Source organism: Vibrio sp. 10N.286.51.B11, from assembly GCF_041469245.1.
In the GTDB taxonomy this organism is placed as follows: domain Bacteria; phylum Pseudomonadota; class Gammaproteobacteria; order Enterobacterales; family Vibrionaceae; genus Vibrio; species Vibrio crassostreae_C.
Genome location: NZ_JBFRKI010000016.1, coordinates 1 through 21,942 on the forward strand (window position 1 = coordinate 1; position 21,942 = coordinate 21,942).

Annotated in this window: 16 protein-coding genes and 1 pseudogene; 3 read left to right on the top strand and 14 right to left on the bottom strand. The window is 44.1% G+C overall.

The annotated features are described in order from the left end of the window. Positions 1-131: 131 nt before the first annotated feature. Positions 132-1,814, bottom strand: coding sequence for an alkaline phosphatase family protein (locus AB4154_RS08920; RefSeq protein ID WP_372122731.1), 1,683 nt, complete (start codon positions 1,812-1,814; stop codon positions 132-134). Between the two features lie 181 nt (positions 1,815-1,995). Beyond that, on the bottom strand, positions 1,996-2,784 hold the full coding sequence (locus tag AB4154_RS08925) for an SUMF1/EgtB/PvdO family nonheme iron enzyme (protein WP_285954573.1): 789 nt from the start codon (positions 2,782-2,784) through the stop codon (positions 1,996-1,998). Between the two features lie 137 nt (positions 2,785-2,921). Here AB4154_RS08925 and AB4154_RS08930 point away from each other — a divergent pair, with 137 nt between their 5' ends. Beyond that, positions 2,922-4,229, top strand: coding sequence for an anaerobic sulfatase maturase (locus AB4154_RS08930; protein WP_372122733.1), 1,308 nt, complete (start codon positions 2,922-2,924; stop codon positions 4,227-4,229). Positions 4,230-4,346: 117 nt separating this feature from the next. Beyond that, entirely contained in the window at positions 4,347-5,405 is a 1,059-nt protein-coding gene (locus AB4154_RS08935) for a hypothetical protein (protein ID WP_372122735.1), read from the top strand. A gap of 147 nt (positions 5,406-5,552) precedes the next feature. On the opposite strand, the pseudogene AB4154_RS08940 reads toward AB4154_RS08935, so the two are convergent. From AB4154_RS08940 to AB4154_RS08995, 12 genes and pseudogenes are all read right to left on the bottom strand, one after another. Beyond that, positions 5,553-5,765, bottom strand: a pseudogene (locus AB4154_RS08940) (gamma-glutamyltransferase); the annotation flags it as partial. After that, a complete protein-coding gene (locus tag AB4154_RS08945; RefSeq protein ID WP_029222748.1) occupies positions 5,755-5,937 on the bottom strand; it encodes a gamma-glutamyltransferase in 183 nt (60 codons plus the stop codon). The pseudogene AB4154_RS08940 and the gene AB4154_RS08945, both read right to left, overlap by 11 nt. A gap of 46 nt (positions 5,938-5,983) precedes the next feature. Continuing rightward, positions 5,984-7,075, bottom strand: a complete 1,092-nt coding sequence (locus tag AB4154_RS08950) for a sulfate ABC transporter permease (RefSeq protein ID WP_372122736.1) — start codon at positions 7,073-7,075, stop codon at positions 5,984-5,986. Between the two features lies 1 nt (position 7,076). After that, complete coding sequence (locus AB4154_RS08955) at positions 7,077-7,553, bottom strand: hypothetical protein (RefSeq protein ID WP_017060466.1); 477 nt, start codon at positions 7,551-7,553, stop codon at positions 7,077-7,079. A gap of 10 nt (positions 7,554-7,563) precedes the next feature. Next, entirely contained in the window at positions 7,564-10,767 is a 3,204-nt protein-coding gene (locus AB4154_RS08960) for a response regulator (RefSeq protein WP_372122738.1), read from the bottom strand. A gap of 213 nt (positions 10,768-10,980) precedes the next feature. Then, the gene (locus AB4154_RS08965; RefSeq protein WP_017060464.1) at positions 10,981-11,355 is read right to left on the bottom strand and encodes a hypothetical protein; all 375 of its coding nucleotides are present in this window, start codon (positions 11,353-11,355) and stop codon (positions 10,981-10,983) included. Between the two features lie 108 nt (positions 11,356-11,463). Continuing rightward, complete coding sequence (locus AB4154_RS08970; protein ID WP_372122740.1) at positions 11,464-13,602, bottom strand: ATP-binding cassette domain-containing protein; 2,139 nt, start codon at positions 13,600-13,602, stop codon at positions 11,464-11,466. After that, entirely contained in the window at positions 13,599-15,185 is a 1,587-nt protein-coding gene (locus tag AB4154_RS08975; RefSeq protein WP_017060462.1) for an ABC transporter transmembrane domain-containing protein, read from the bottom strand. The genes AB4154_RS08970 and AB4154_RS08975 overlap by 4 nt, the downstream gene beginning before the upstream one ends. Further along, positions 15,175-16,599 carry a TolC family protein gene (locus AB4154_RS08980; protein ID WP_017064679.1) on the bottom strand — a complete coding sequence of 475 codons (1,425 nt, stop codon included), beginning with the start codon at positions 16,597-16,599 and terminating at the stop codon, positions 15,175-15,177. The genes AB4154_RS08975 and AB4154_RS08980 overlap by 11 nt, the downstream gene beginning before the upstream one ends. After that, positions 16,574-18,805, bottom strand: coding sequence for a response regulator (locus AB4154_RS08985; protein WP_372122741.1), 2,232 nt, complete (start codon positions 18,803-18,805; stop codon positions 16,574-16,576). Before AB4154_RS08985 ends, AB4154_RS08980 begins: the two co-directional genes overlap by 26 nt. A gap of 3 nt (positions 18,806-18,808) precedes the next feature. Then, positions 18,809-20,158: an HlyD family type I secretion periplasmic adaptor subunit gene (locus tag AB4154_RS08990; RefSeq protein ID WP_017060459.1), complete on the bottom strand. Its 1,350-nt coding sequence runs from the start codon at positions 20,156-20,158 to the stop codon at positions 18,809-18,811. A gap of 12 nt (positions 20,159-20,170) precedes the next feature. After that, positions 20,171-20,521: a hypothetical protein gene (locus AB4154_RS08995; RefSeq protein WP_017060458.1), complete on the bottom strand. Its 351-nt coding sequence runs from the start codon at positions 20,519-20,521 to the stop codon at positions 20,171-20,173. Positions 20,522-20,711: 190 nt separating this feature from the next. On the opposite strand from AB4154_RS08995, the gene AB4154_RS09000 reads away from it, so the two are divergent. Then, positions 20,712-21,942: cadherin-like domain-containing protein (locus AB4154_RS09000; protein WP_372122780.1), on the top strand; the 1,231-nt coding region annotated here is incomplete at its 3' end.

Genomic DNA, 21,942 nt, shown 5'->3' on the forward strand with positions numbered 1-21,942 from the left:
GTTTTTAGTTCCCGCTAATGCGCGATGAACCTTATTTGTTTCGACCTAGTGAGTCAGAAACAGATAAACGGCTCTTTTATTGAGTGGGTGCTGGATTCGAAATCTAGCTCACGAAACCTTAGAGATTGAGTCTACTCAGTGATCTCTTGCAGCACTTCTCCGATTGACCCGCTTGGTTGGGTGATACCCAGTTTGTTCGAAAGCGTTGGCGCAATGTCATATGGCGTCACTGCTCGCGATACCTTCTTAGCTTCAACGTCGTAGCCTGCAAAGATCACAGGCACATGAGTGTCGTATTTCCACGGAGAACCATGAGTCGAGGCAATTTGAAGGCCTTCCATGTCGTTAATGTAGCTACGCGGTGCAAATACCACATACACGTCGCCAGAACGAGCTGGATGGTAGTTGTTTTTGATGAGCTGCATTACGTGCGTGTCCGGTACTCGGTTGGCTGCGATATCACTACTTGATACTGCAAATGCAACGCCTTTCACTTTTGCTATTTCATCCGCAATTACTTCTTGTACCTTAGCGAGGTCAAGCTTCTTCTCGGCGATTAAATCGTGATTCAGATAGATATAAGGCTGTGCATACAAACGAATCACATCTTTAGTTAAGCCGAATTCATCCTTCAATCGTTTCTCAACACCACTCGAGAGCAGTTTATCCTTATTAAAGTATTGAGCTTGATTGAAGCCAAGCGCATTTGCCGCAGGTGAAGATTCAGGAACACCGTGGTCGGCAGACAGCACAATTAATGTGTTCTCTAGCCCCACCTGGTTATCAACGGTTTTGAAAAGCTTAGCGAGAGTCTTATCAAGTCGGATTAGGTTGTCTTCTGTTTCTAGGCTTTCTGGGCCGTATAGGTGCACCACGTAGTCGTTTGACGAGAAACTCACAGATAAATAATCGGTTACGTCACCTTGTCCTAGCTTCTCTTGCATCAACAAGGTGCTTGCGAAGTTTTCTGTGATTTCATCACCAGCAGGGCTCACAGTAAGCGTAGTACTGAAGTACTTATAGCTTGCCGGGCCGTATGGGTGAGGGAAGGTGCGTTGGAAATCACCGAGTTTCACTTTGTGTTCGGTATTGTGTTCTTGCAGGGTGTACTGGTCACGCGGTAACGACAGTTCCCATCTCTGTTTTGAGTATTGAGCGGCAATGGCTTTTTCATTCCAGCGAGATACCCAAGCAGGATATTCGTCGTAGTAATAGTTGCTGGTCACAAACTCAGACTGTGCTTTAGAGAACCAAAAAGCTTTGCCACTGTGTCCTGCAAGCGAAATCGCGCCACGGTCTTTTACCGATACACCAAACACTTTCGATTTTCCGCTATTGGAAATCATAAGTTCGTCGCCAAAGGTGGTGGCGAGAATTGGCTCTGGAGAGCGGCCGTCACCTTGCGCTGTCTTTTGTGTTGGATCGATCTCGGTGGCTTTGTCGACACCCGCACCCGAAGTCAGCATGGCGTAGTTGCCATCTTCTACGTTATACACCAAACGTTCTTCGCTACGGTCATACCAAACATTACCTACCATGCCGTGTACGCTCGGTGGAGCGCCTGTTGCAAGCGACACATGTCCTACAATGGTTTCTGTGTTGCCGTGTTGGTAGTTAGCATTGGTGTAATAAGTACCGTCATCCATTAAGTAGCGAAAGCCACCTTCACCGAAGTTATGCTTATATCGCTCGATTAGGTCTGCGCGCAGGCCATCTACTGTGATTTGAAGGACTAGATCTGGCTTTTCCGCAGCCGAAGCAGGGAGGGCACAGAGTAACGCGAGTGTTAGTCCTGAAAGCTTGGTGTATTGCATAGAGTTTCCTTATTCACTGTTGCCGCAGAGTTCTAACGTTTGGCAGATTTCTAATGTTTGGCCAGATTTCTAACGTGTGTACAGTGCGAATCGTATTTTTAGTATTGTTGGTGAAGATTATTGAGTCATAACCATCGGCACCTTTAGCTGGTTCACATCTCTAGCTAGTTCACAGCTTTAGTTAGTTCGTATCCTTAACTAAACGCAAGCCCATGTCCGACATAGTGATCGATTGGCTTGCGAAGTCACGACGGTAACTTTCAGATTCATTTTTGTCATAAGCAAAGCTGCCACCGCGAACGGACTTATGCGATAAGCCTACGTCACTGTGTTTAGCGTTGTTTGGATTGTCTGTTGGACCAAATCGGTAGAAAGTGTCATCGAAGGCATCGATAACAAACTCCCCAACGTTTCCTGTCATGTCATATAAGCCTAGTTCATTTGGCTTTTTTAACCCGACAGGATGCGCGCTATTTTTTGAATTTGCTGAGTACCACGCAACTTCATCTAAGTTGTTGGAACCACTGTAAGTATAGCCTTTGCTTTTGTTGCCACCTTTCGCAGCAAACTCCCATTCAGCTTCAGTTGGTAGGCGGTACTCTTCGCCTGTTAGTTCATTCAACTGCTCAACGAAATAGTTCGCTTGTTGCCAGCTTAGGTTGTTGACCGGAACTTGCGGGTTTTGGAAATAACTGAGAGATGAACCCATCACCGATTCAAACAATTCTTGAGTCACCTCAAATTTCGCAATGTAGAAACTATCTACAGTTACATCACGGGCTGGTCGTTCTGCTTTGGTCGCCTCTGGGCTGTTTGAGCCCATGGTGAATGTTCCGCCTTCAACCAACACCATCTCTTGGTCAATTTTTTGAGCGATAGGGTGTGTAGGCACGCTTGCACAGCCGCTTAGATAAATAGTCATGGTGACGCCGCTAACTGCTGCTAAATGTTTGTAATTGATAAATTTCATCACGTGCCTCAAATGTTCGAAATAGGGCGTAATTCTAACGTTTTTGGTCATTCCTATTGGTTATAAAGGGTATAACATGCCACTGACTTAATTCGGAATTATGATGGGAACAAGACACTAAGATAGGTAGGTAAATCATGCACATTACTCAAGGTCCACAATATAACGGTAAAGCGTCTAAGCGCCTGCATGTTATGGCTAAGCCGATTGGCGCAGCGTGCAACATTGACTGTAAATATTGTTACTACCTAAGTAAGCAAGATTTGTTGGAGTACAAGAAAGGCAGTTCTCCAAGAATGGATGATGAGACGCTAGAGACTTACATCCGACAATACATTGAAGGTCAAAATACGCCAGAAATCATCTTCTCATGGCAGGGCGGTGAGCCGACCATGTTAGGTTTGGCTTATTTTGAGCGTGTGGTTGAGCTACAGAAAAAGTATCAGCCCGAAGGTGTGTTAATTTCAAATGACCTACAAACTAATGGCACATTACTGAATGACGATTGGGGTCGGTTCTTAGCAAAGAACAACTTCCTGATCGGTTTAAGTATTGATGGTCCTGAAATGCTACACAACGCTTACCGTACCAACCGAGCGGGTCGTGGCACATTCAAACAAGTGATGGCTGCTGTAGAGTTGCTGCACAAGCACCAAGTCAAATTCGCCACGCTTACCTGTGTGAATAATCTCACTAGTCAAAATGCACTCGAAGTGTATCGTTTCCTACGTGATGTGGTGAAGTCTCCACAAATGCAATTTATTCCTATCGTAGAACAAAAAACCTTTAGAACCGTTGCACCGCAAACATCTCAAGTGAGTGAGCAACTCAAGCAAGGTGACAAGCGTCTTATCCCGGGTCACAAAGATTCGATCATGGAATCATGGTGTGTATCGGACTTAGCGTGGGGCAACTTCCTAATTGCTGTGTTTGATGAGTGGGCGAAGTACGATATCGGTAAAGTGTTTGTTCAGTATTTCGAAGCGAGCTTAGAAACGTGGATTGGTCGCCCGAACCCGCTTTGTACCCTTAATGAGATCTGCGGTAAAGGCTTAGCGATGGAGCCAAACGGCGATGTGTTCTCTTGTGACCACTACGTTTACCCTGAATATAAAATTGGCAACATCCACCACGAGAAGCTTGATGACCTAGCATACAGTGCACCACAACAGAAATTTGGCTTCGCTAAATCACGTACGCTGACGAGCCAATGTCAGCAATGTGACTACAAGTTTGCTTGTCATGGCGAGTGTCCGAAAAATCGCTTTATCAAAACTCGTGCGGGTGAGCCGGGCTTGAACTATTTATGTGCGGGCTGGCACAAGTTCTTCTCTCATGTTGATAAATCGATGGCGTATATCGCGCGTGCGATGAGACACCCTGTTGCTCATGGTAAGTACAGTGATTCTGTGATGATGGCGCGTCGAGCAGAACTGGCAAAATAAACAACATTTGAGACTAAGTTTTAAGTCAAGTTCTAGGTTTAGAGTTATCGATCCTAACGAAATTTAATCAGATATGAGTCTAGGGACAGGCTAAGTTCTCCAGCTTAAGGTAATACTATGATCAAGAAGAGTTTAGCGACAGCGGTTGCTTTATTTATCTCAACGTCCGCATTGCTATCAACGTCAGCGATGGCAGCTAATAGCGTTCAACAAACCGTTGATGCACCAGCACAAAATATCAATCAAGTGCTTGAAATGACGGACACTCAAACCCGCATTCAACAGTTGTCTTACATGGCGCAAGATCAGAATCAGTCTATTGAAAACCGTACTGGTGCGCTGCAAGAATTGGCAGCTTACCCAAGCCAAAATGCGTTGGTGGCTGTTGCTAGAGGCTTGAAAGATAAAGACCCTGAAGTTCGCGAAGCGTCTGTGATTGGCTCTGAACCTTATCAACTCGAACATCGCTGGGCATTAGTCTCTCCGTTGCTTAAAGACAGCGATACCATGGTTCGCCACACGGCAACATCAAATCTAATTCGTGACTTTAATGCCTTAGATGAACAACAAAAAGCACAAATCGAACCACCAGTAAAAGAGCTGATCAGTTTTCTAGAAACGCAAGAATCTGAAAAATACCAACTGCTGTTTGCTGATGTGCTTCGTTGGCACAATGACTGGGATAAGGCGGAAACGGTTTATCTAGAGCTGATCAATACGCATCCAAAAGAAGCGCAAGTTTGGTTGAGCTACGCTGATAATTTCCGAGCGCAGAAAAAAGACCAGCAAGCGGTCGATGTATTGGATCGCGGTTTGAAACATGTACCAGACAACGCAGCTCTGCATTACTCTAAATCTCTAACTTTGGTTCGCCTTGAAGACAAAACTGCGGCAGCCAAAGAGATTGAAGTGGCTGCGAAGCTAGCGAAAGATAACAGCTACTACTGGTACCTAAATGGGGTATTACAAGAAGAGTTGGATATCGACAAGTCGACTAAATCGTTCGAGAAAGCATATTTGATCTCTGGTTCTCCAGAGCAGCTATACGCGGTATGCGATATCTATGTGCGCTACGGAAATGAAAAGACCGATGATTGCTTAGGTGAGCTAGGTAAAGTAGCTCCTGACTATGTTATTGATCAGTTGAAAGATAAACGAGTAGCGCCAAGCTCATAATATCCTAATGAGTAATTAGCGAAGCCTATAATGAAAAGCCAGTCGACACGTTCGACTGGCTTTTTCGCATCCATGAACTGCTTAGACGAGGTTCAAGCAACTAAAGACAAAATAAGGGCAAGCCTGTTACTTGCCCATTTCGTTTTATTATTCACCCATAGAGCTTGATGCACGGCGTCTGTCGGTCGCGCCATAGATCTTGCCATCTTTGACTTCAATGGCATTCAAGCCACTGACGACTGGAATGACATGCACCGGATAACCGAGCTGCATGAACTCTGGTACTAACATTTCGGCGTAGGTTTTCTTTTCGACGAGCAAACCCGTTGGGTCGTAAGGTTTGGTGCGATCAATCTTGGTCTTTGTCTTTTTGGTAAAACAGCGCAAAAGTACCGCCGCCAATCCCAGTCATATCCGGTTCAACCACCGACATTGTCATCTGCATCGCCACCATTGCATCGACTGCATTACCTCCTTGCTTGAGTACCGAATACCCAGTGCTGCTTACATATGGATTCGTTGCACTTACCATAAACTCTTCGCCAGTTTCGTCTGGCGTAATTGGAAAAGGATTTGGGTTAGAAGACGAAACTCAACATGATGGTGTAAAGGACGGCATCTTTGTCATCAAAACCAGTAAGTGCATTGAAATCCTCAACAAAGGCACCGTTTGCTTTACGAGCCTCAAAATATTGCACTTCGCCATTGATGGAGACGTTAGGTAACACATCGTAATCCACACCAATTAGGTAGCTGTTTCCTGTTAGGTGTTCGTGAGAATCAAACTCTGCTCCGTAAACGACGTATGGAGTGAATAAATCTAGTCTGTAGCCCAAACTAGCGTACATCGAGGACGAGATGTCACTGATCTGTCCTTCACTTGCAAGCACCGCTTGACCTAATTCATACTCAACACCTAACGACCAAAGTTGAATGTGTTGGTTGTCTTGTTTGCTACTGAATGGAGCTGTTATCGAAGTCCCAGGGATTGTAATCGTGCCAGAAACGGTTTGATCAAAATTGGAGTCGAGGAATGACAAGTTCCAACGATAGTTTTCACCGCTCAATTGAAGATTGGCACCGAACATTCGGTTGGTTTCAAATTCCAGTTTTGTAGTCGAGTTGAAATCTACGTCATTTTTATCTTTTATGCCGATAAACGGAGTAAGTAAAAGAGTAGCTTCGTCACTGACATCGTGAGTCCAGCTCACTTTTATACCGTTGAAAGCTGTGACTCCGAGAACGCTGTTATACACCTCTGTCGGTGGCCTTGCTGTCATATAGGCTTGGCCCACATAGTAGTACTCAGAGGCAAGGAATAATGGTAGTCGTAATCGACCAATGCTGACATCAAAGTCATTAAATTCATAACCTAAGTAAGCCCACTCTAGCTGCGGCTCACTCCAATCATATTGGGGTGGCTTGACAACTTGCACGGAAGCTTTGAATGAGTTGTAGAAGTAATCGAGTTGAACACCAAATGTGGTATCACAGTCGTAACAGCTCTCATCAGTAAAACCGCGGTTGATGATTAATGGATTATCGTTATCCGATGTTGCCCAAGACGTTGAGCCAAAGCCACTCAAGGATAAATTATCGGTAAGTTCGATATTCGCAAAAGCCGGAGAGGCCATTGAGGCACATAACACTGACGTAATTATTCTTTTCATATTATTTCTCCGAACTTATAACGTAGAGAACGTTGGCATTTTGAGGAACCGAAGAGAGTGGGGAGTAACCAATACGGTTTGGTTTGTCATCAAGCCAGTCGACTAAGCTGTCGGTTGACGCCGTTTTGATTTCTCTTGGATAACGCGCTTTTCCTGAAAAAGATAAACCAGCCCAGTGTGCATTCATTTGAGCGGCATTTTTTCCAAGCAAAAGCTGATAAAAGTCCTCTCTTTCGGCACTGTTCTCAGGCCAATCAGACAGTTCAACACGTTTGCCATTGAGGTGCTTAGTTTTCCCTCTATAGAGCTTTCGCGCTTTGTTTATTGATATCTCTTCAAATCCGGAGTCTAAAGAAAATATGGCATAATCTTCAGCGGCGTGAGCAGGGCTTAGAAAAAGCAAGCTTCCTAATAGCCCTACCGCGACTGGCAACATGACTCTGCGGGGAAGTGTTTTTATTGTTCTAATCCAATCCATGAGGTATCTCCTAACAAGTCGCACTTTCTATTTGATGGAATAGCTTTTCTTTTCTTACGGGCTTCGCTACGTATCCATCCATTCCGGAATCAAAGCACTTTTGAATATCATCATCGATAACACTAGCGGTTAACGCGATAATAGGAGTTTTGCTTAAGCCTTGGTTTTTCTCGTGTTCTCGAATCTCCTTAGTTGCCGTGAAACCGTCCATAACAGGCATCATGCAATCCATCAAAATAATGTCGAAGCTACTGTCGTTCTGGTACATATCAACGGCAATTTGTCCGTTGTCTGCAATTTCAAAGGCATATCCGGCCTTCTTCAGCATGATAGAAGCTACTTTTTGATTGACGCGGTTGTCTTCGACTAGCAAGATTCTCTCTGATTTGCTCGGAATTGCGTTTTGTTCCGCTTCTTCAGGCAAAGTACGTTTGGTCGCAGCCCCGTTGATAATTGGAGTGACAGTTGCAGGTTGTTTCTTAGGTTGAGCTTTATAGGAAGCTGGTAGTGGCATAGCTTCTACCGCGGTGAGTACTTTCTCTTTAAGCATTTCGAACTTGAATGGTTTTGGTACATAGTCATCCATACCAACGTCGAAACACCTCTGAATATCGTCATCGATGACACTGGCGGTCAATGCAATGATAGGGATGCGTCGCGTCGCTTCTGTTTCTTTTTCAATTCTTCGGATGTTGCTTGTTGCATCAAAGCCATCCATAACCGGCATCATGCAGTCCATGAGTATCACCGCGTAATGAGGATTAGCGGTGAACATGTCCACAGCTTCTTGACCATTATTAGCGAACTCGAATTCAAAACCACTTTTACCGACATGAAGACCAGCAATTTTTTGGTTGATCTTGTTGTCTTCAACGATGAGGATTTTGTGTTGGATCTCGACTGATGTCTGGCTTGCTTCTGATAGTTCCGCCAAACCTCGTGTATCACAAAGCTCAATAGCTTTAATTAAACGCAAGCCGAGTAGGGGCTGTGCGACTTGTGCAGTAACGCTGTCACCAAGATTCGCTGGCTCACTTAAGAAGGAACGTATCAAACAGATAGTGATGCCGTTTTGGTGCAGCTTTTCTAAGTTATCTGCGTGGGTATTAGCTAGGAATGCGTCATCTTCGGCGAAAACAACAGTAATAGGTTTAGTGTGTTTTTGAGTGGAGAGCTGCTCTGTAATTGCCGTTATATCATTCGTTTTATCGGTAACCTTCAAACCATAAAGGTTAAGGTCGGACTCGATTCGCTCGGAGAGCATGTTTTCGTTACCCAGCACATAAATATCAGCCGTTGCTGTACTTGGTTTTGGCAGTATCAAGTCAACAGGCAATACCAAGTCGAAGTAGAAACAGCTTCCTTCACCTTTGACGGAGTCGAGTTGAATTTGACCACCCATCAGCTCTACCAACTGTGTACTGATGGCTAGACCAAGACCAGTACCACCAAATTGACGTGTGGTTGAATCGTCTTCTTGAGCGAACGGTTCAAATATCTGTTTTTGTTGCAGTGAAGCGATACCAATACCCGTATCTCGTACAGCAAATCGAATGGTGGCATTGTTATCTGCTTTGTTGAGCGTTTGAATTGATAATGTGACGCCACCTTCAGCCGTAAACTTCACCGCATTCGACATAAAGTTCATCAAGATCTGTCTTAAACGGTGATCGTCTATCATCACGCGTGCTGGTGTATCTGGGCTGATATCAACGTTAATCGATATTCTTTGTTCTTTCGCTTTTGGTGCCACAATAGAGGCGATGTCGTATATCGACTCTCTAATCGATGCAGAATGCGGGCTGATTAATAGCATGCCAGACTCAATTTTAGAGAAGTCTAAGATATCGTTGATTAAGCTAAGGAGCAGTTGGGATGAAGTTTCGATCGTATCAACATAGTCACGTTGTGTCGGTGTAAGCGGCGTATCTGCGAGGATTTCCGAAATACCAATAACACCATTGAGCGGGGTGCGAATTTCATGAGACATGTTGGCCAAGAAGCTACTTTTTGCTTTGCTGGCTTGTATTGCGTTGTCTTTCGCGTGTTCGGCATCCTCTTTGGCTCTCTCTGCGTCTTCTTTTGCTACCGTCAATCTCTCTTTCGCGAGCTCTCGTTCGATGGTCAATCGTTCAACTTGCTGAGCAAACAGACTGAGTTCATCTTTACCTTGGATTAATTTATCTAAAGAAGGGCGCGTGTCATCATTTTCGCTTTTTAAGAAAGCTAACACCAAATTAAGGTTGTTAGTGACTTGTCTCGCCAAGCTAAGAGTTAAACCCATAACAATCGCTGCCAGCAAAGCGACGATTGAAATAAACAGGGTTCGTTGTATTTGCGCGTCATAGATGGCTTGCTCAACTTCTTGTTGAAACTCTTGCTTGATTACGCCGCCAAGGCTTTGTAATAAGTTGAGCCGTGCGCTCATCGCTTCTAAGCCGACAGACACTTCTTGTGGCGTCAGTTGGCTGATTGTATTTAGGTCGAGTAGCGCGCTTCTTATCTCTTGGCTTTGAGCGAACACATCATTTCGAAACACTTCAACCATCAAAGAAACTTGATGTTCGTTGGCGTTCAATGAAACAAAGCGCTCTAAGAACAATTGCTGTCTTTCACTCAAGGTTTTGATCTGTTCGGCGAGTTCTGGGTCGTACTCTTGGCTGATTTGGAAGATCTCAATCAGTGAACTACCAAGCTTGAACTCTTCGTTCGACCAAAACATCAACCACTCAAGTTGTTGAAGGGCAGTGAGGTGCTGTTGAATTTCACGTTTAGTGTTTTCAAAAGGGACTTTCTCTACTTCAAGTAACAGTTGCTTGTATAAATCGCTCTGCCATTCGAGGGCATCCAATTTATCGTAAGTGTCAGTCACTTGCATCGTCGATAAGGTCGCTTCGCTGAAATCGGCAACAAGTTGATTCATTTCACCAGATGCGTCTAAAAAAATGATGGGAGACAGGTTTTTAAGTTCTGCCTTTACTTGGTTGCTTTGAGTAGCAAACTCTTCAGGGCTAGAGGCTAAGGTACTTCTATACAAAATAGAAATATCTTGAAGATAGACAGATAACTGATTGGTTCGTTCAAAATCGGTTAACTGAGTCGTTAATATATAAGCCTGTCTACCTGCTAGGAAGAGTAATAATGAAATGGGAAGTAGAACTAAGCCAAAGAGTTTATGTTTGACTGAAAGGTTATTCCAAACCGTAATCGCCATATAAGGATCCATCCAACTGTCGTTATATAAAAACAGTAGAATAAAAATGCCGATATGGAAACTTTGAAACGGTAAATTTTACGTAAGTGTGGGAGAGGTATAAGTTCTTGTGATTCCAGAGCTTATTTTGAAATGCGTTCTTTTATTAGTAATTTATAGCGTTTGGCAGTTTGTTTAATTTTATGCTTATTGATGAATCACTTAAAAAGCTTACTAATGAGGACGATTGTTATCGAGGCTTAATTCGAAAAGAAGTTGCTCTAATACGGTTTTTGCAGAGGGTTCTAATGTCCAAATACCGAGCATTCTGTTAAGTGCGGCGCGATACACTCTGTTTTTTAGTAGGAAGGCGAGTGTGCTCGTATCATTGCTGAATACGTGCATTTGTACGATGGTGAGCTCTGCTTTGTTCTCAATGTCTATTTTCTGAAGATTGAAAGCGGGTAGGAAGGCAGACTCATACCAAACCTCAACGATCTCTCGAAGCTCCATCTCTTCTTCAGGTACATCGCACTCCTGAAGTTGGTGGTTTTCAGGAATTGCGGATAAGTAAGCTACATCAAGCTTGTCTGCAACGAATGTGTACATATTCTTCCTTGTTACCTGTGGTATTGGGGCGAATCATCCCTCTCGCTTATGAATTTGTCAATTATATCCATTTCCCTAAATAGCGAATTGTGATTAAGCGTTGAGGTTTTAGCTTAAGCTGTTTAAGTATTTGTCTGTTAAGCCAAAATATTTCAAATTTCCATCCGGCTCTAACACTAAACTCATGTTTGATGTTGCGATCAAACCAGGGTCGTTGGTCGAAAAAATGACTGTTTTATTCAGCAACTTATCGCTGAACAAACGGTTAAAGTACTGCGCATTTTCATTTTCTGCACCATTGAATGGCTCATCAATAATAATCAGAGATTGCTCACAGTTACCTAAGCCGAGTGCCAGACGCAATTTTTGTTGAATTCCATTCGGGAGACTTTTGCATTTATCCACGCTTAACTGAGTAGCTAAGCCTTCCGGAAGCCATTCATCTAACTCGAAGAAGCTCACCATCTCTTGCATCTTGTCTGTTGGAATCAGCCCGTTGTGTAGAATGAAGTTGGTCTCGAGTGAGCCTTCAAAAATATGCAAATTAAAAGGGATGTAGTTAATCGAGGTGCGATAACGGTAGCTATTGAACTGTTTAATGTTGTAACCATCGACAGATACAGCGCCTTGATAGCGGTCTTCTAACCCAGCAATGATTGAAATTAAGGTGGTTTTACCGCAGCCCGTAGGGCCACAAATGACCACTTTGGCACTGGGTGGCACTTTGAAACCAAGGTTGGTTAAGCCGGTCGCCGCTCCTGCATATCGGTGACTGACACCGCTGCCCACAATGCTTCCTTGGAACAGGCGAATAGGTGGGCTTTTTTCTAAGGTCAATTTGTCGTCATTCATCGACATCAGGTTGTTTATCTGTGCTGATGAAGCCTTGATCGATTGGAACTTGGAAATTGAGTTATAGATACCCATGATTGGGCCTAACGCTTTCCAAACCAAAATAACGGTTGCGAGCATGGCACCCGCATCAGAAGTACCTTCCATCACGCCGATTACCGCGGTCACGATACTTGCTGTACCAATCACTTGAATCAAACTGCCACCAGCGGCCTGAATCTTACTGTTAGTCACGGCAACGTTCTCTGCATCGCTGGTGCTTTGCATATGCGATGCACTGAATCGAGATTGAACGACACGAAGTAAAGGCAGGCCTTGGATTGTTTTGATACCACGAAGGATTTCGTTCCATTGATACGAGACCATCGCATTGGCGCGCGAACTTTTGGATGTGGCTTGCGAGTAGATATAGCGAGAGTAAATACAGAACACTAACATCAGGATTAAACCACCCATCACCACTAATGCCGCTGTACCAGACATCAGAGCAATGGCGATGATAAATACGATCACAAACGGCATATCAAAATAGCTGAGCGTCGATTCGGCAGTCACCAAGCGTCGGAAGGTATCGATATCTTTCAAACGTGCTAGCTGAGAAGAGACCCCAGCAGTAGATGTCATCGCATAGGGTAGCCAAAGCAATTTAGATATAACGGCTTGCGAGATGTGCACGGCGAGGTCTTTACCGGAAGTGGCAATGATGTTGACCCGCATTTTCTTAAAGAAGTATTCAGAGAAGCCGACAATAATGGCGAATAAGGTTAGCCAATAGAGTGTGGCTTCGGAGCTCGAAGTCAGTGCGAAGTTATATACACTCATAATAAAGAATGGCTGCAATGCACCGAGAATACTGATGACGAAGCTGAGAATGATCAGGCTTTTAAGTTCATTGTTATAACGATAGAAAGCGTATTTAATCCAATTGCTTCTGTCTTGCGATTCCGGAGGTGGCTCGCGGAACAGACGAGAATATTCGCTAATCGCAATCAGCAAACAGGGCTTTTTGCACATTGGGTATTCAATGGTGTTGTTGTTCGTGTAATCAAACAGCAGCAACTTTCCATCTTTGGTGCCTAAGAAAATCGCACTTAGATTCTCTATTTCAATAAAGCATGGCTGAGGGTGTTTATCTATATTCTCGAGTGTCTTTAATTTGGTCACATCACAGCGATACCCAAGACGCTCTATGGTTGCTGTAAAGCTGTCGCTGTCTTTGTGTTTCGGAATAAAAGCATCGCTGAGTATCGCGGGTGTGCCTTCCCATTCGAGTGCTATCAAGGTGTAGGCCAAACCGCGGATAAGTGGCGATTGACTGTAGCGTTCGTCGTATCCGCTGGATTCAAAATCCAAGACACGTTGCGGTACATTATTGAAGTCGACTAAGATACTCATTGGTCACCTCCGGTAAGTTTTACGCGTTTGAGGCGATGGTTAAGCTTGTCCATTTTATTACTGGCGATGATCAAGATTTTGTCGTTGGCTCGATAAGCCGTACTGGTGAGAACCATTCGTGCAAATTCCTCATCAAACACACAGTCGATGTCATCAAATATCAATACGCGCTTACTGGCGAGCAGGGCGCGAACTAATAATAGGGCGTAGCCAACTTGGCGTGAGAATGGGTTACGCATATGGCCTTTGAGTTCTGTATAAAAACCGGCAGGAAGCCCATCAATTTGAGCTTTGATGTTCATGGTTTCACACAGTGCAAACGCCGTGTTATTCAAGCTTGGGCGGAAACAGGTGAGGTTATCGATAATCGTCCCTTCTACGAACGAACTGGTCTTATCAACCATCAGAACACTGTTACGCCAAACGTTGTAATTGACGTCATCCAAAGGCGTGTCGTTAATCATGATATCTAGTTTGCTATCACTGTTCTGACGCGTAATACAGTTAGCGAGGTGGGTCTTACCTGAACCACTTTTCCCTGTCAGCAAATAGGCTTGTCCGAGTTCGAACTCGATACGCTGCTTTTCAGAATACTTAACCGAGATACGTTCTACTTCTGTTGTTTCATGTTGGTGTTCAACAGAGGCGGCCAATTCAAGGAGGTCAACGATACGCTGAATATGGAGTTTGTTTAACTCCCAACGGCTCGCGGTGCGCATCACTTGTTGGTAAGGCGCAAAATAACGGTTGGTTAGCATGATGATCGCGGCCATGATGCCTTGGCTAGATTCCATATTGATAACGGCCGTTGCCAGTACCACAACAACACAAGCTATAGAAAGCTGTTGGATGAGCGCCAATATTAGGCTGAAGTTAGATTCAATCTGCTCATATTTGATGTTCTCAACTTCGCGCTCTTCGACCATTTGTGTCATCAGGCTTTCAACGCGGTATTCCATATTTCGAGCTTTGATATCAAGCGGGCTAGAGATGATCTCAATGATTTTGGAGGTAGTTAACCCTTCGATGTCTGACTTATTCTGCAAACTACCAATCTTTTGTTTGGAAAGGCTCCACGCAAAAATAGCCAAGATGACAGAGGCAATCAGAAGGGTAATGCCAGCCCATATGTTGATGAGTCCTATGATGAGGATAGTGATCACGCTGACGGCAAGGTTGATAAGCGCTCGAACCGATTCGCCACCAAAGAAGGTTTTCAATTCAGGAATGGTTGAGATTCGTTCTAGGTATTCGCCTGGCTCCAAACGTCGGAACTTAGAGATTTCCGCCAAACAGATGGATTGAAATACCTTATTGGTTAAGTTGGTCTCAAACTGCCTCATGATGACAGAGGAAATCTTCTCTTCCTGATTTTTTAAGTGATAGTCGAGGAAGATAGAAATCAAGATAATCGCGAACAATAAGAACAGAGTATCTTGTGCTTGGTTGGGTAACACTCGGTCAAAAATGATCAGAATGGAGAAGGGCAGTACCAAACCAAACAGGGTCGATATTATCGTTGAGAAAGTCAGATAACACTTATCTGCCATGTTGATCTTTTGCGAAAACTGCTCAGTTTGCATTGCGACCTCCTTTCCTCAACGACTCCGTTGAGAGAAGATGTTTAGGCACCAAATCTTGATTGTCTCGTCCCTCAATATCGCTCATTAATTGCATCACGCTTTCGATAGATTGAATTGAGAGTATTCCCTTAATTTGCTCAAGCTTGATGGTCTCGATGATGTAGTCGTATCGTGCGCTTTCGTAGTCTCTTAAGGCGCTGAATAGTTTACTTTCCGCCGCCAGCAAGTCGGTGATAGTACGCGTGCCCAATTGGTAGGCTCTTTGGATCCCTTTATAAGACGCGTAGTTGGCGCGAATGATGTTTTCGTAACTGCTTATAGACTGCGAGAAATCGTTAATGTTGAGCACGGAGGTATTCACACTGTTACGTGTGGTGTAAAGCGAATCTTGGTAAAGCAGCTCAGTACGTTCGATGGCCGTCGATGATTTTTGATAGCCGTAGTAATCAGAGCCACCAGACAAGATAGGAACTGCTAGGTTTAACCCAACACTGGTTGAGTTACTTTCGCCTGTCGCTGTAATGTCGGTTTTGTCGAAGTTATTGGCGTCATCGTGTCGATAGCTGGCTGAAAGCGATACGGTCGGTAAGAAGTTCGAACCGCTCTCTTTTAAGCTTCTGCGGCTTCTCTCGACGTTTTTCTTAGCCACTAACAAGTCGTTGTTGAGCTTTAACGCTTGATCCATGATTGATCGTTGTTCGGTTTCGTTTATCTCTTTTAAAGGCACACTTTCGTAGATATCTTGAGACGGAGTGATAGGGTATTGAATCTGAATCGATAGCCCGTTGAGAATGACGCGACGGTCTTTCTGCAAGGTTCTCAATCGATTCGACACACCTTCTTTCTGAGCAATCACTTCGTAAAGCTCACTGGCGGCTGTATTGCCGAGTTCCACATTGCGTCGCATTTGATGTTCACGCGTCTCAGACGACTTAAGCTCTACCTTGGTCGCTTTAATTTGTGCGTTGTTTTTCAAATACTCAAAGTATTGAGAGCCGATTTCTGAAATAGTGCTTTGGATTTTGTTCTCGTGTTTAATCTCTTCAATGTTGAAGTCGAGCTTTGCCGTCCCATATTTGAAAATATCGCCCAGATTGAAGATCGATTGAGAAAGGGAAAGGCTGTAGCTGTTCGAGTTATAGCTTGAAGTTTCATCAGGCACACTTGATAGCAAGGTTTCATTTTCATTCCATGTGGTATCGGCAGCACCATTGAGGGAAGGAAGAAATTTTGAGCGGCTGATACCAATGTTGTACTCGTTCTCTTCGACCCCTTTATCACTCGCCCGAAGAGAAAGGCTGTTCTGCAGACCGAGTTCTACCGCCTCAAGCAGGGTAGTCGCCGATGCTGAAGGTGTCGTGCTTAATGTAAGCGCAGCTATGATGCTGCTAGTTAAGTTTTTGTACCGCCACATACTTGTTGATCACCTTGATGATTTGGTCGCTTTTATAAGGTTTGCTGATTACGTAATCCATTCCGGCCTCAATACAAGCCTGGTGTTCGTTACTGCTGGTCAATGCGGTTGCACCTATGATGGTACAAGGGTTTTTCTCGTTTTCTTGTTCGAATTGGCGAATGCGTTTTGTGGCTTCGATGCCACCCATACCCGGCATGATGCAATCCATGAAGATGATGTCAGAACGCTTGTTCATAAAGTGCTTCACGGCATCGGCGCCATCGCCAACCATGTCTGGTTCATATTCTTGTTTGGTCAAGATTCGTTTCAGTAAAATTTGTTGAACTCGGTCATCCTCTACGATAAGGAATGAGCTGTTTTCCATCTGTTCTTCCGATGCTTCCGCTTCCATAATGGTGAGTAGGTTTGGAATGAACTCGTAAGGGATAGCAGGAGCGTTGATGATTTTGTCGACGAAGCTATGACACTCTTGTGCTTGCTGAGTGTTGGTCACTGACAACAGTAACTTGGTATTTGGGTGGTTCTTAAGCTGAGATTTCACCGTCTTGCTCAACGACGGCAGCTTGTTGGGTTCAAAGGTATCGGTCAACATTATCGCATCGTAATCACCGAACGTTTTCGCCGCTGAGAAAAGCTCATTTGCAGTGCGAATCTCGGTGATATCAAGCCCCAAGTTACTGAGCATTTTCTTCATCACATCGATGCGAACTTGAGTATTAGCACACAAGAGTAAACGCTTGCCATCAAAGCGAGTTTTCTCTGTGTGGAAGTTCTTAGCCTTAAGATCAAGCTCGATCTGAAAACGTTCCTGAGCCCCTGACTGGAACCAGTGGCTCTCGTAATATCCGTAATCCTTCAGAACGCTTTTCGCTAAGTCATCTGTGCTGGCTGTATGGTCTTTGTGTGCGCTCCAATGGAGTTTGTTGAGCTTGGCAACAGAAACATCCAGTGTTGATAAGAAGTTGAGGTTGATGGTGACACGGGTATTTTCCATGTCTGAAGCCGCACCCGATTCAATCGTTACAAACAGTTTCTTATTTGATTTGAGTTGAATAGCGTTAGAAAGTTGAAGGAACAGTATCCAGAATAAGCTGGTGGATTGGCCTGCAACACGATTCGGTAAGTTGTCAGAGATAAAACAGTCAAGTTGGCTTTCATTACGTTGTACTTTGGCACTGATATGAATCATTAATTCAGATAACACGCTCAGTAAAGAGAACTCTTTCGACTTGCTTTCCGTACCCTGTGATATCAAGCGATTATAGTTTTCTGCTAACTCAGATAGTGTGCTACACGCAGAGGTAATATCGTTCGCCATCAACACGCCGTTTTCATCGGTTTCTTGAACCAGATATTGGACGCCACCGTTGATGGTGTTTGTAATTCCGCGAATCTCATAACCGATCAGCGCATACAACTGTTTGTAGAGATCGTTATTGCGCTTTTGGTCTTCTAATTTACTGAAAATAAGTTTGAGATGAGAGTAAATCTGACGCTGCTTGGGGTTGATGCTAACTTCATTAAGAAGCTCTTCAAGACGTTGTAAATCTAGCTGCTTCAGCTCTTGATACAGGGCATCGAATTCATAGTCGATTTCGCGTTCGTTAGAACTGGATTTCTTTAGCTTCAACATAGCAACTGAGTTGGATAGAATCGTAATCACAGCCAATATCACGACCACCATAAACAACCAGATAAAGAACTCGTTTTTTTCTGACATTAAGTCATTTGCATGGTTGTTAAACATGGTGCGATAGTTGTCGTCCATCTGCAGATAGTTATTGGTCAATGAAAGGTACAAGCCTAATACGTCGTTACGTGTTTTTGCGCTATCGGAGAAACGATTAATCGCCAATTCCAGTTGTGTGTATTCAGTTGCCCCAACCAAGCTGAACTCGGTTTTGTTCAATGAGGCTAAAGAGCGAAATTCATCAATTTCAAGCTTCAAGTTAACCAGGTTGAATTGGTTAGTGCCGCAAGTGTTGGTACTTAAACACTGTTGCAGAGTTTGAATATCTTGTTCTATGGTCTGATTAAGCTTCTGGGCTTGTATGAGCAGTGGGGCGCTTTGCACTTGTGCGACTGAATCTATTTTTGACCAAGAACAGTATAAATAGAAAGCGAGCGCAGCCAATACCACGCTAAATAGTATGCTTAGACGTAGGGCGGGTATGGAAATATTGTACGAAGGTTTACCGCTCATTGATTATCTCTCATCGAAAGCATCCTCGATGGCTGACATCACCGGTTTCGCAGCGTATTCGATCACGCGACGCGAGCCTGTTTTCACATCAGCGGTAAACTCCATGTAAGGTGATAACTTGTATTGAGTGCCTCCTCGTTCAAGAAAGTTTCGGTCAATTTCAATCTCAGCTAAATAGAATTCAGCGTCTTCTTCTTCGTATGATGAACGGCTGATTGAGGCGATGGTTCCCTCAACAAACCCGTATTTTGCAAAGTTATAGGTATCCATTTTTACTTTCACTGCCTGACCAATTTCGACAAATCCCATGTCTTTACGTGGGATCTTCGCTTCACCGTGTAACGAATTATTTATTGGGGCAATATCGGCGATACTTTCTCCTGGCGGAATCACAGCAGAACGGAAATTGAAGTGAAGTTTATCGACCACACCATCGACTGGCGAGTAGACGACTAGGCGATCAACCTTGTCGGAATGCTGCGGTTGTAAGATTCGCTTTAGCTTGAGGTCTTTGTTCGCTTGAATGATTTGTGCTTGGTACTCAGAGTTTCGATTCTCAACCAAGTCACGGTGTTGCTTTTCCAGTTTGTCGAGTTGGAAACGCTCATTCATCACAGATTCGTCAAGGTTCTCAATCTCACGCACCATATTCGACTCTTGTACTTTCATGTTAAGAACGTCGACATAAGACGCCATCTCTTCTTTATAGAGGGTGTTTTTGATGTTGAGCTGCTTACGTATCAGAGAGAGTTGATTCTCTGAACTTTTGCGACGCTTTAACATTGAACTGATCAACGAGTTCTTGTGCTTAATATCGTGTGTAATGAGTTCTTCATTTGAACGGTTTTTAGAGAATTCTTGTCTCCAGGTATTCATGTTGACCTGAACTTGCTCAGGGTATTTCTCAATGAAAGCGTCGAAGTTAGGCTCTATCATGTCGCGTAAGCTTTCATAACGAATCTTATCGAGCTCTATCTGAATAATTTCAGTATTGACGGTATCAAGTTGAGTGTTACGGTCAAGTGAGCGTATTCGAGCGATAGGTTGGCCCTCATAAACGACTTCCCCTTTTCTGACTAACAATTCTTCTAATATCCCGCCTTCTAAATGCTGAACTTTCTCAACATCCGATTCCAATAGCAGTTCGCCACGTACAGAAACAACAATATCGATACGTGCTTGTGACGCCACCGCAATAGCGACCAAAGCGAGCAAGAATATAATGAGCAACGTTTTGTGAACGCTGGTCATGGCACTAGCAAGCACAATAGTGTCATCAGCTGTGACCTTAGAAGCCTCGTTATTGGAAACGAGTGCTTTTCTGAGGTGATGTTCTATTTGGTTATTGCTCATGACTGACCTCGGTTACTTGCCATCTATTACTTCCTTAATATCCAACAAGTGGTTGATTTGTCGATTGACGTTGTGCAATTCAGTTTTTACATCCTCTATTAGATCTTCCGGCGCAGGAAACTCGTGTCTACTCAAGTGTTCCAATTTGGCCATTTTTGGCGGAAGGTCTTGGTCGCAAAGCAACGTTAAGATGGTCTTCAATCGTTTTGAGTAACTATTGAGTTCATCAAAATGATTACCGTTATGAAGCGCTTCTATATTTAGGGCTGCGTCAGAAAAGTCATTGTAAAAGTCGCCTAATAGCAATTGCAGCCCTTTGTGGTTGTTGTCGACCGAGCGCAACAAATTCGTCATGTCTATCATCGCTCCACTGCCTTAATTGCTTTAATCACAATAACTAAGGATCTTTAAAGGCAGTTTTCAAATTTTTTTTGATTCTTTCTCTTTAAAAAGAAATTATGAAAAATGTTGTATAAAAAATTGGTTTTTCAAAATGATGTCCTTTAATGCCTCTATAAATACGATCAGTTAGCTAGTAGCAACGGAGGCTGTAATGGCAGGCGAAAATAACCAAAATAACCAAAACAACCAAAATGAAGATCTAAATGACGCGGTAGAACAAACGGACACGAACGACGCGGGTACGCCCTCCCAACAGCAGAATCAACAAAATCAACAAAACACGATTGCGTCGACAATAGCGACGGGTGCTGAAAATGCGGATGCGGCAGACGAAGTTAACCAGGCTTTAGACGAAAATCCGAGTGGTGCAGGTAATGCTGAAGATGCCTCTGCTTCTGGTGCGGCTGTGCAAGAAGAGACGCCAGAAAGTGATGGAGATTCAGACGCTGCACAATCCAATGTAGTTGGTGGAGCCGCTTCTGAAGCTGGCTCGGATAACGCTGCTGGCAGTGGTGGCGGTGCTGGAGCGGGCGCACAAGCTGTAGGTGGTGATATCGCAGAGGCTGCGACAGGTGGTGTAGACGCTGAAGGTAATGAAGAACAAGGCCAAGCTGCGCGTACTTCAGCAGCGCCGAGTGCGACATCTTCAGAGTCGGGTGACCAACAAGTTGGTGATGAGCTAGATTCACAAACAGTAGAAGAGACGTTTGCAGTTGATGTTCAAGCTTCTGACGAAGAGACCATTAGCGAAGTAGAGGATGACTTTGATTCTGAAACGGTAAGCGAAACGTTTAAAATCAAAGTGGAAAGTGAAAATGATGCGCCAGAAGCTGAACAAGATCTGGCTTACATCATGGATGAAGATGGCTCCATAACATTCACTCAAGAACAATTACTCGAATACGCAAGTGATGTAGATGGGGACGAGCTTGTTGCTTCTAACGTTCAAGTTGGTGATGATGCAACAGTTCAAGACAATGGTGATGGTACTTTCACCGTTGTTCCTTCAGCTGATTTTAATGGTGAACTTGACCTTACTTTCGACATCAGTGACGGCCAAGAAACGATTAGCAGCGCAATTGATTTAACGGTACGCCCGATTAATGACGCGCCTGTTCCTGAAGATAAAACGTTTGAAATCGAGGAAGACGGAACTCTTGTATTCACCGACGCTGACCTCCTTTCTGGTGCTACCGACATTGAAGGTGATAACCTAACGGTTGAAGGTGTGACCTACGATGGTGGCGACGGTATCCTTACCGACAACGGTAATGGTACGTACACCTTTGCGCCAAATGAAAACTTCAATGGTGACGTAAACTTCGGCTTCGATGTGTCAGACGGAACCGATACGGTCTCTGCCAACATCGATGTAAGTGTGA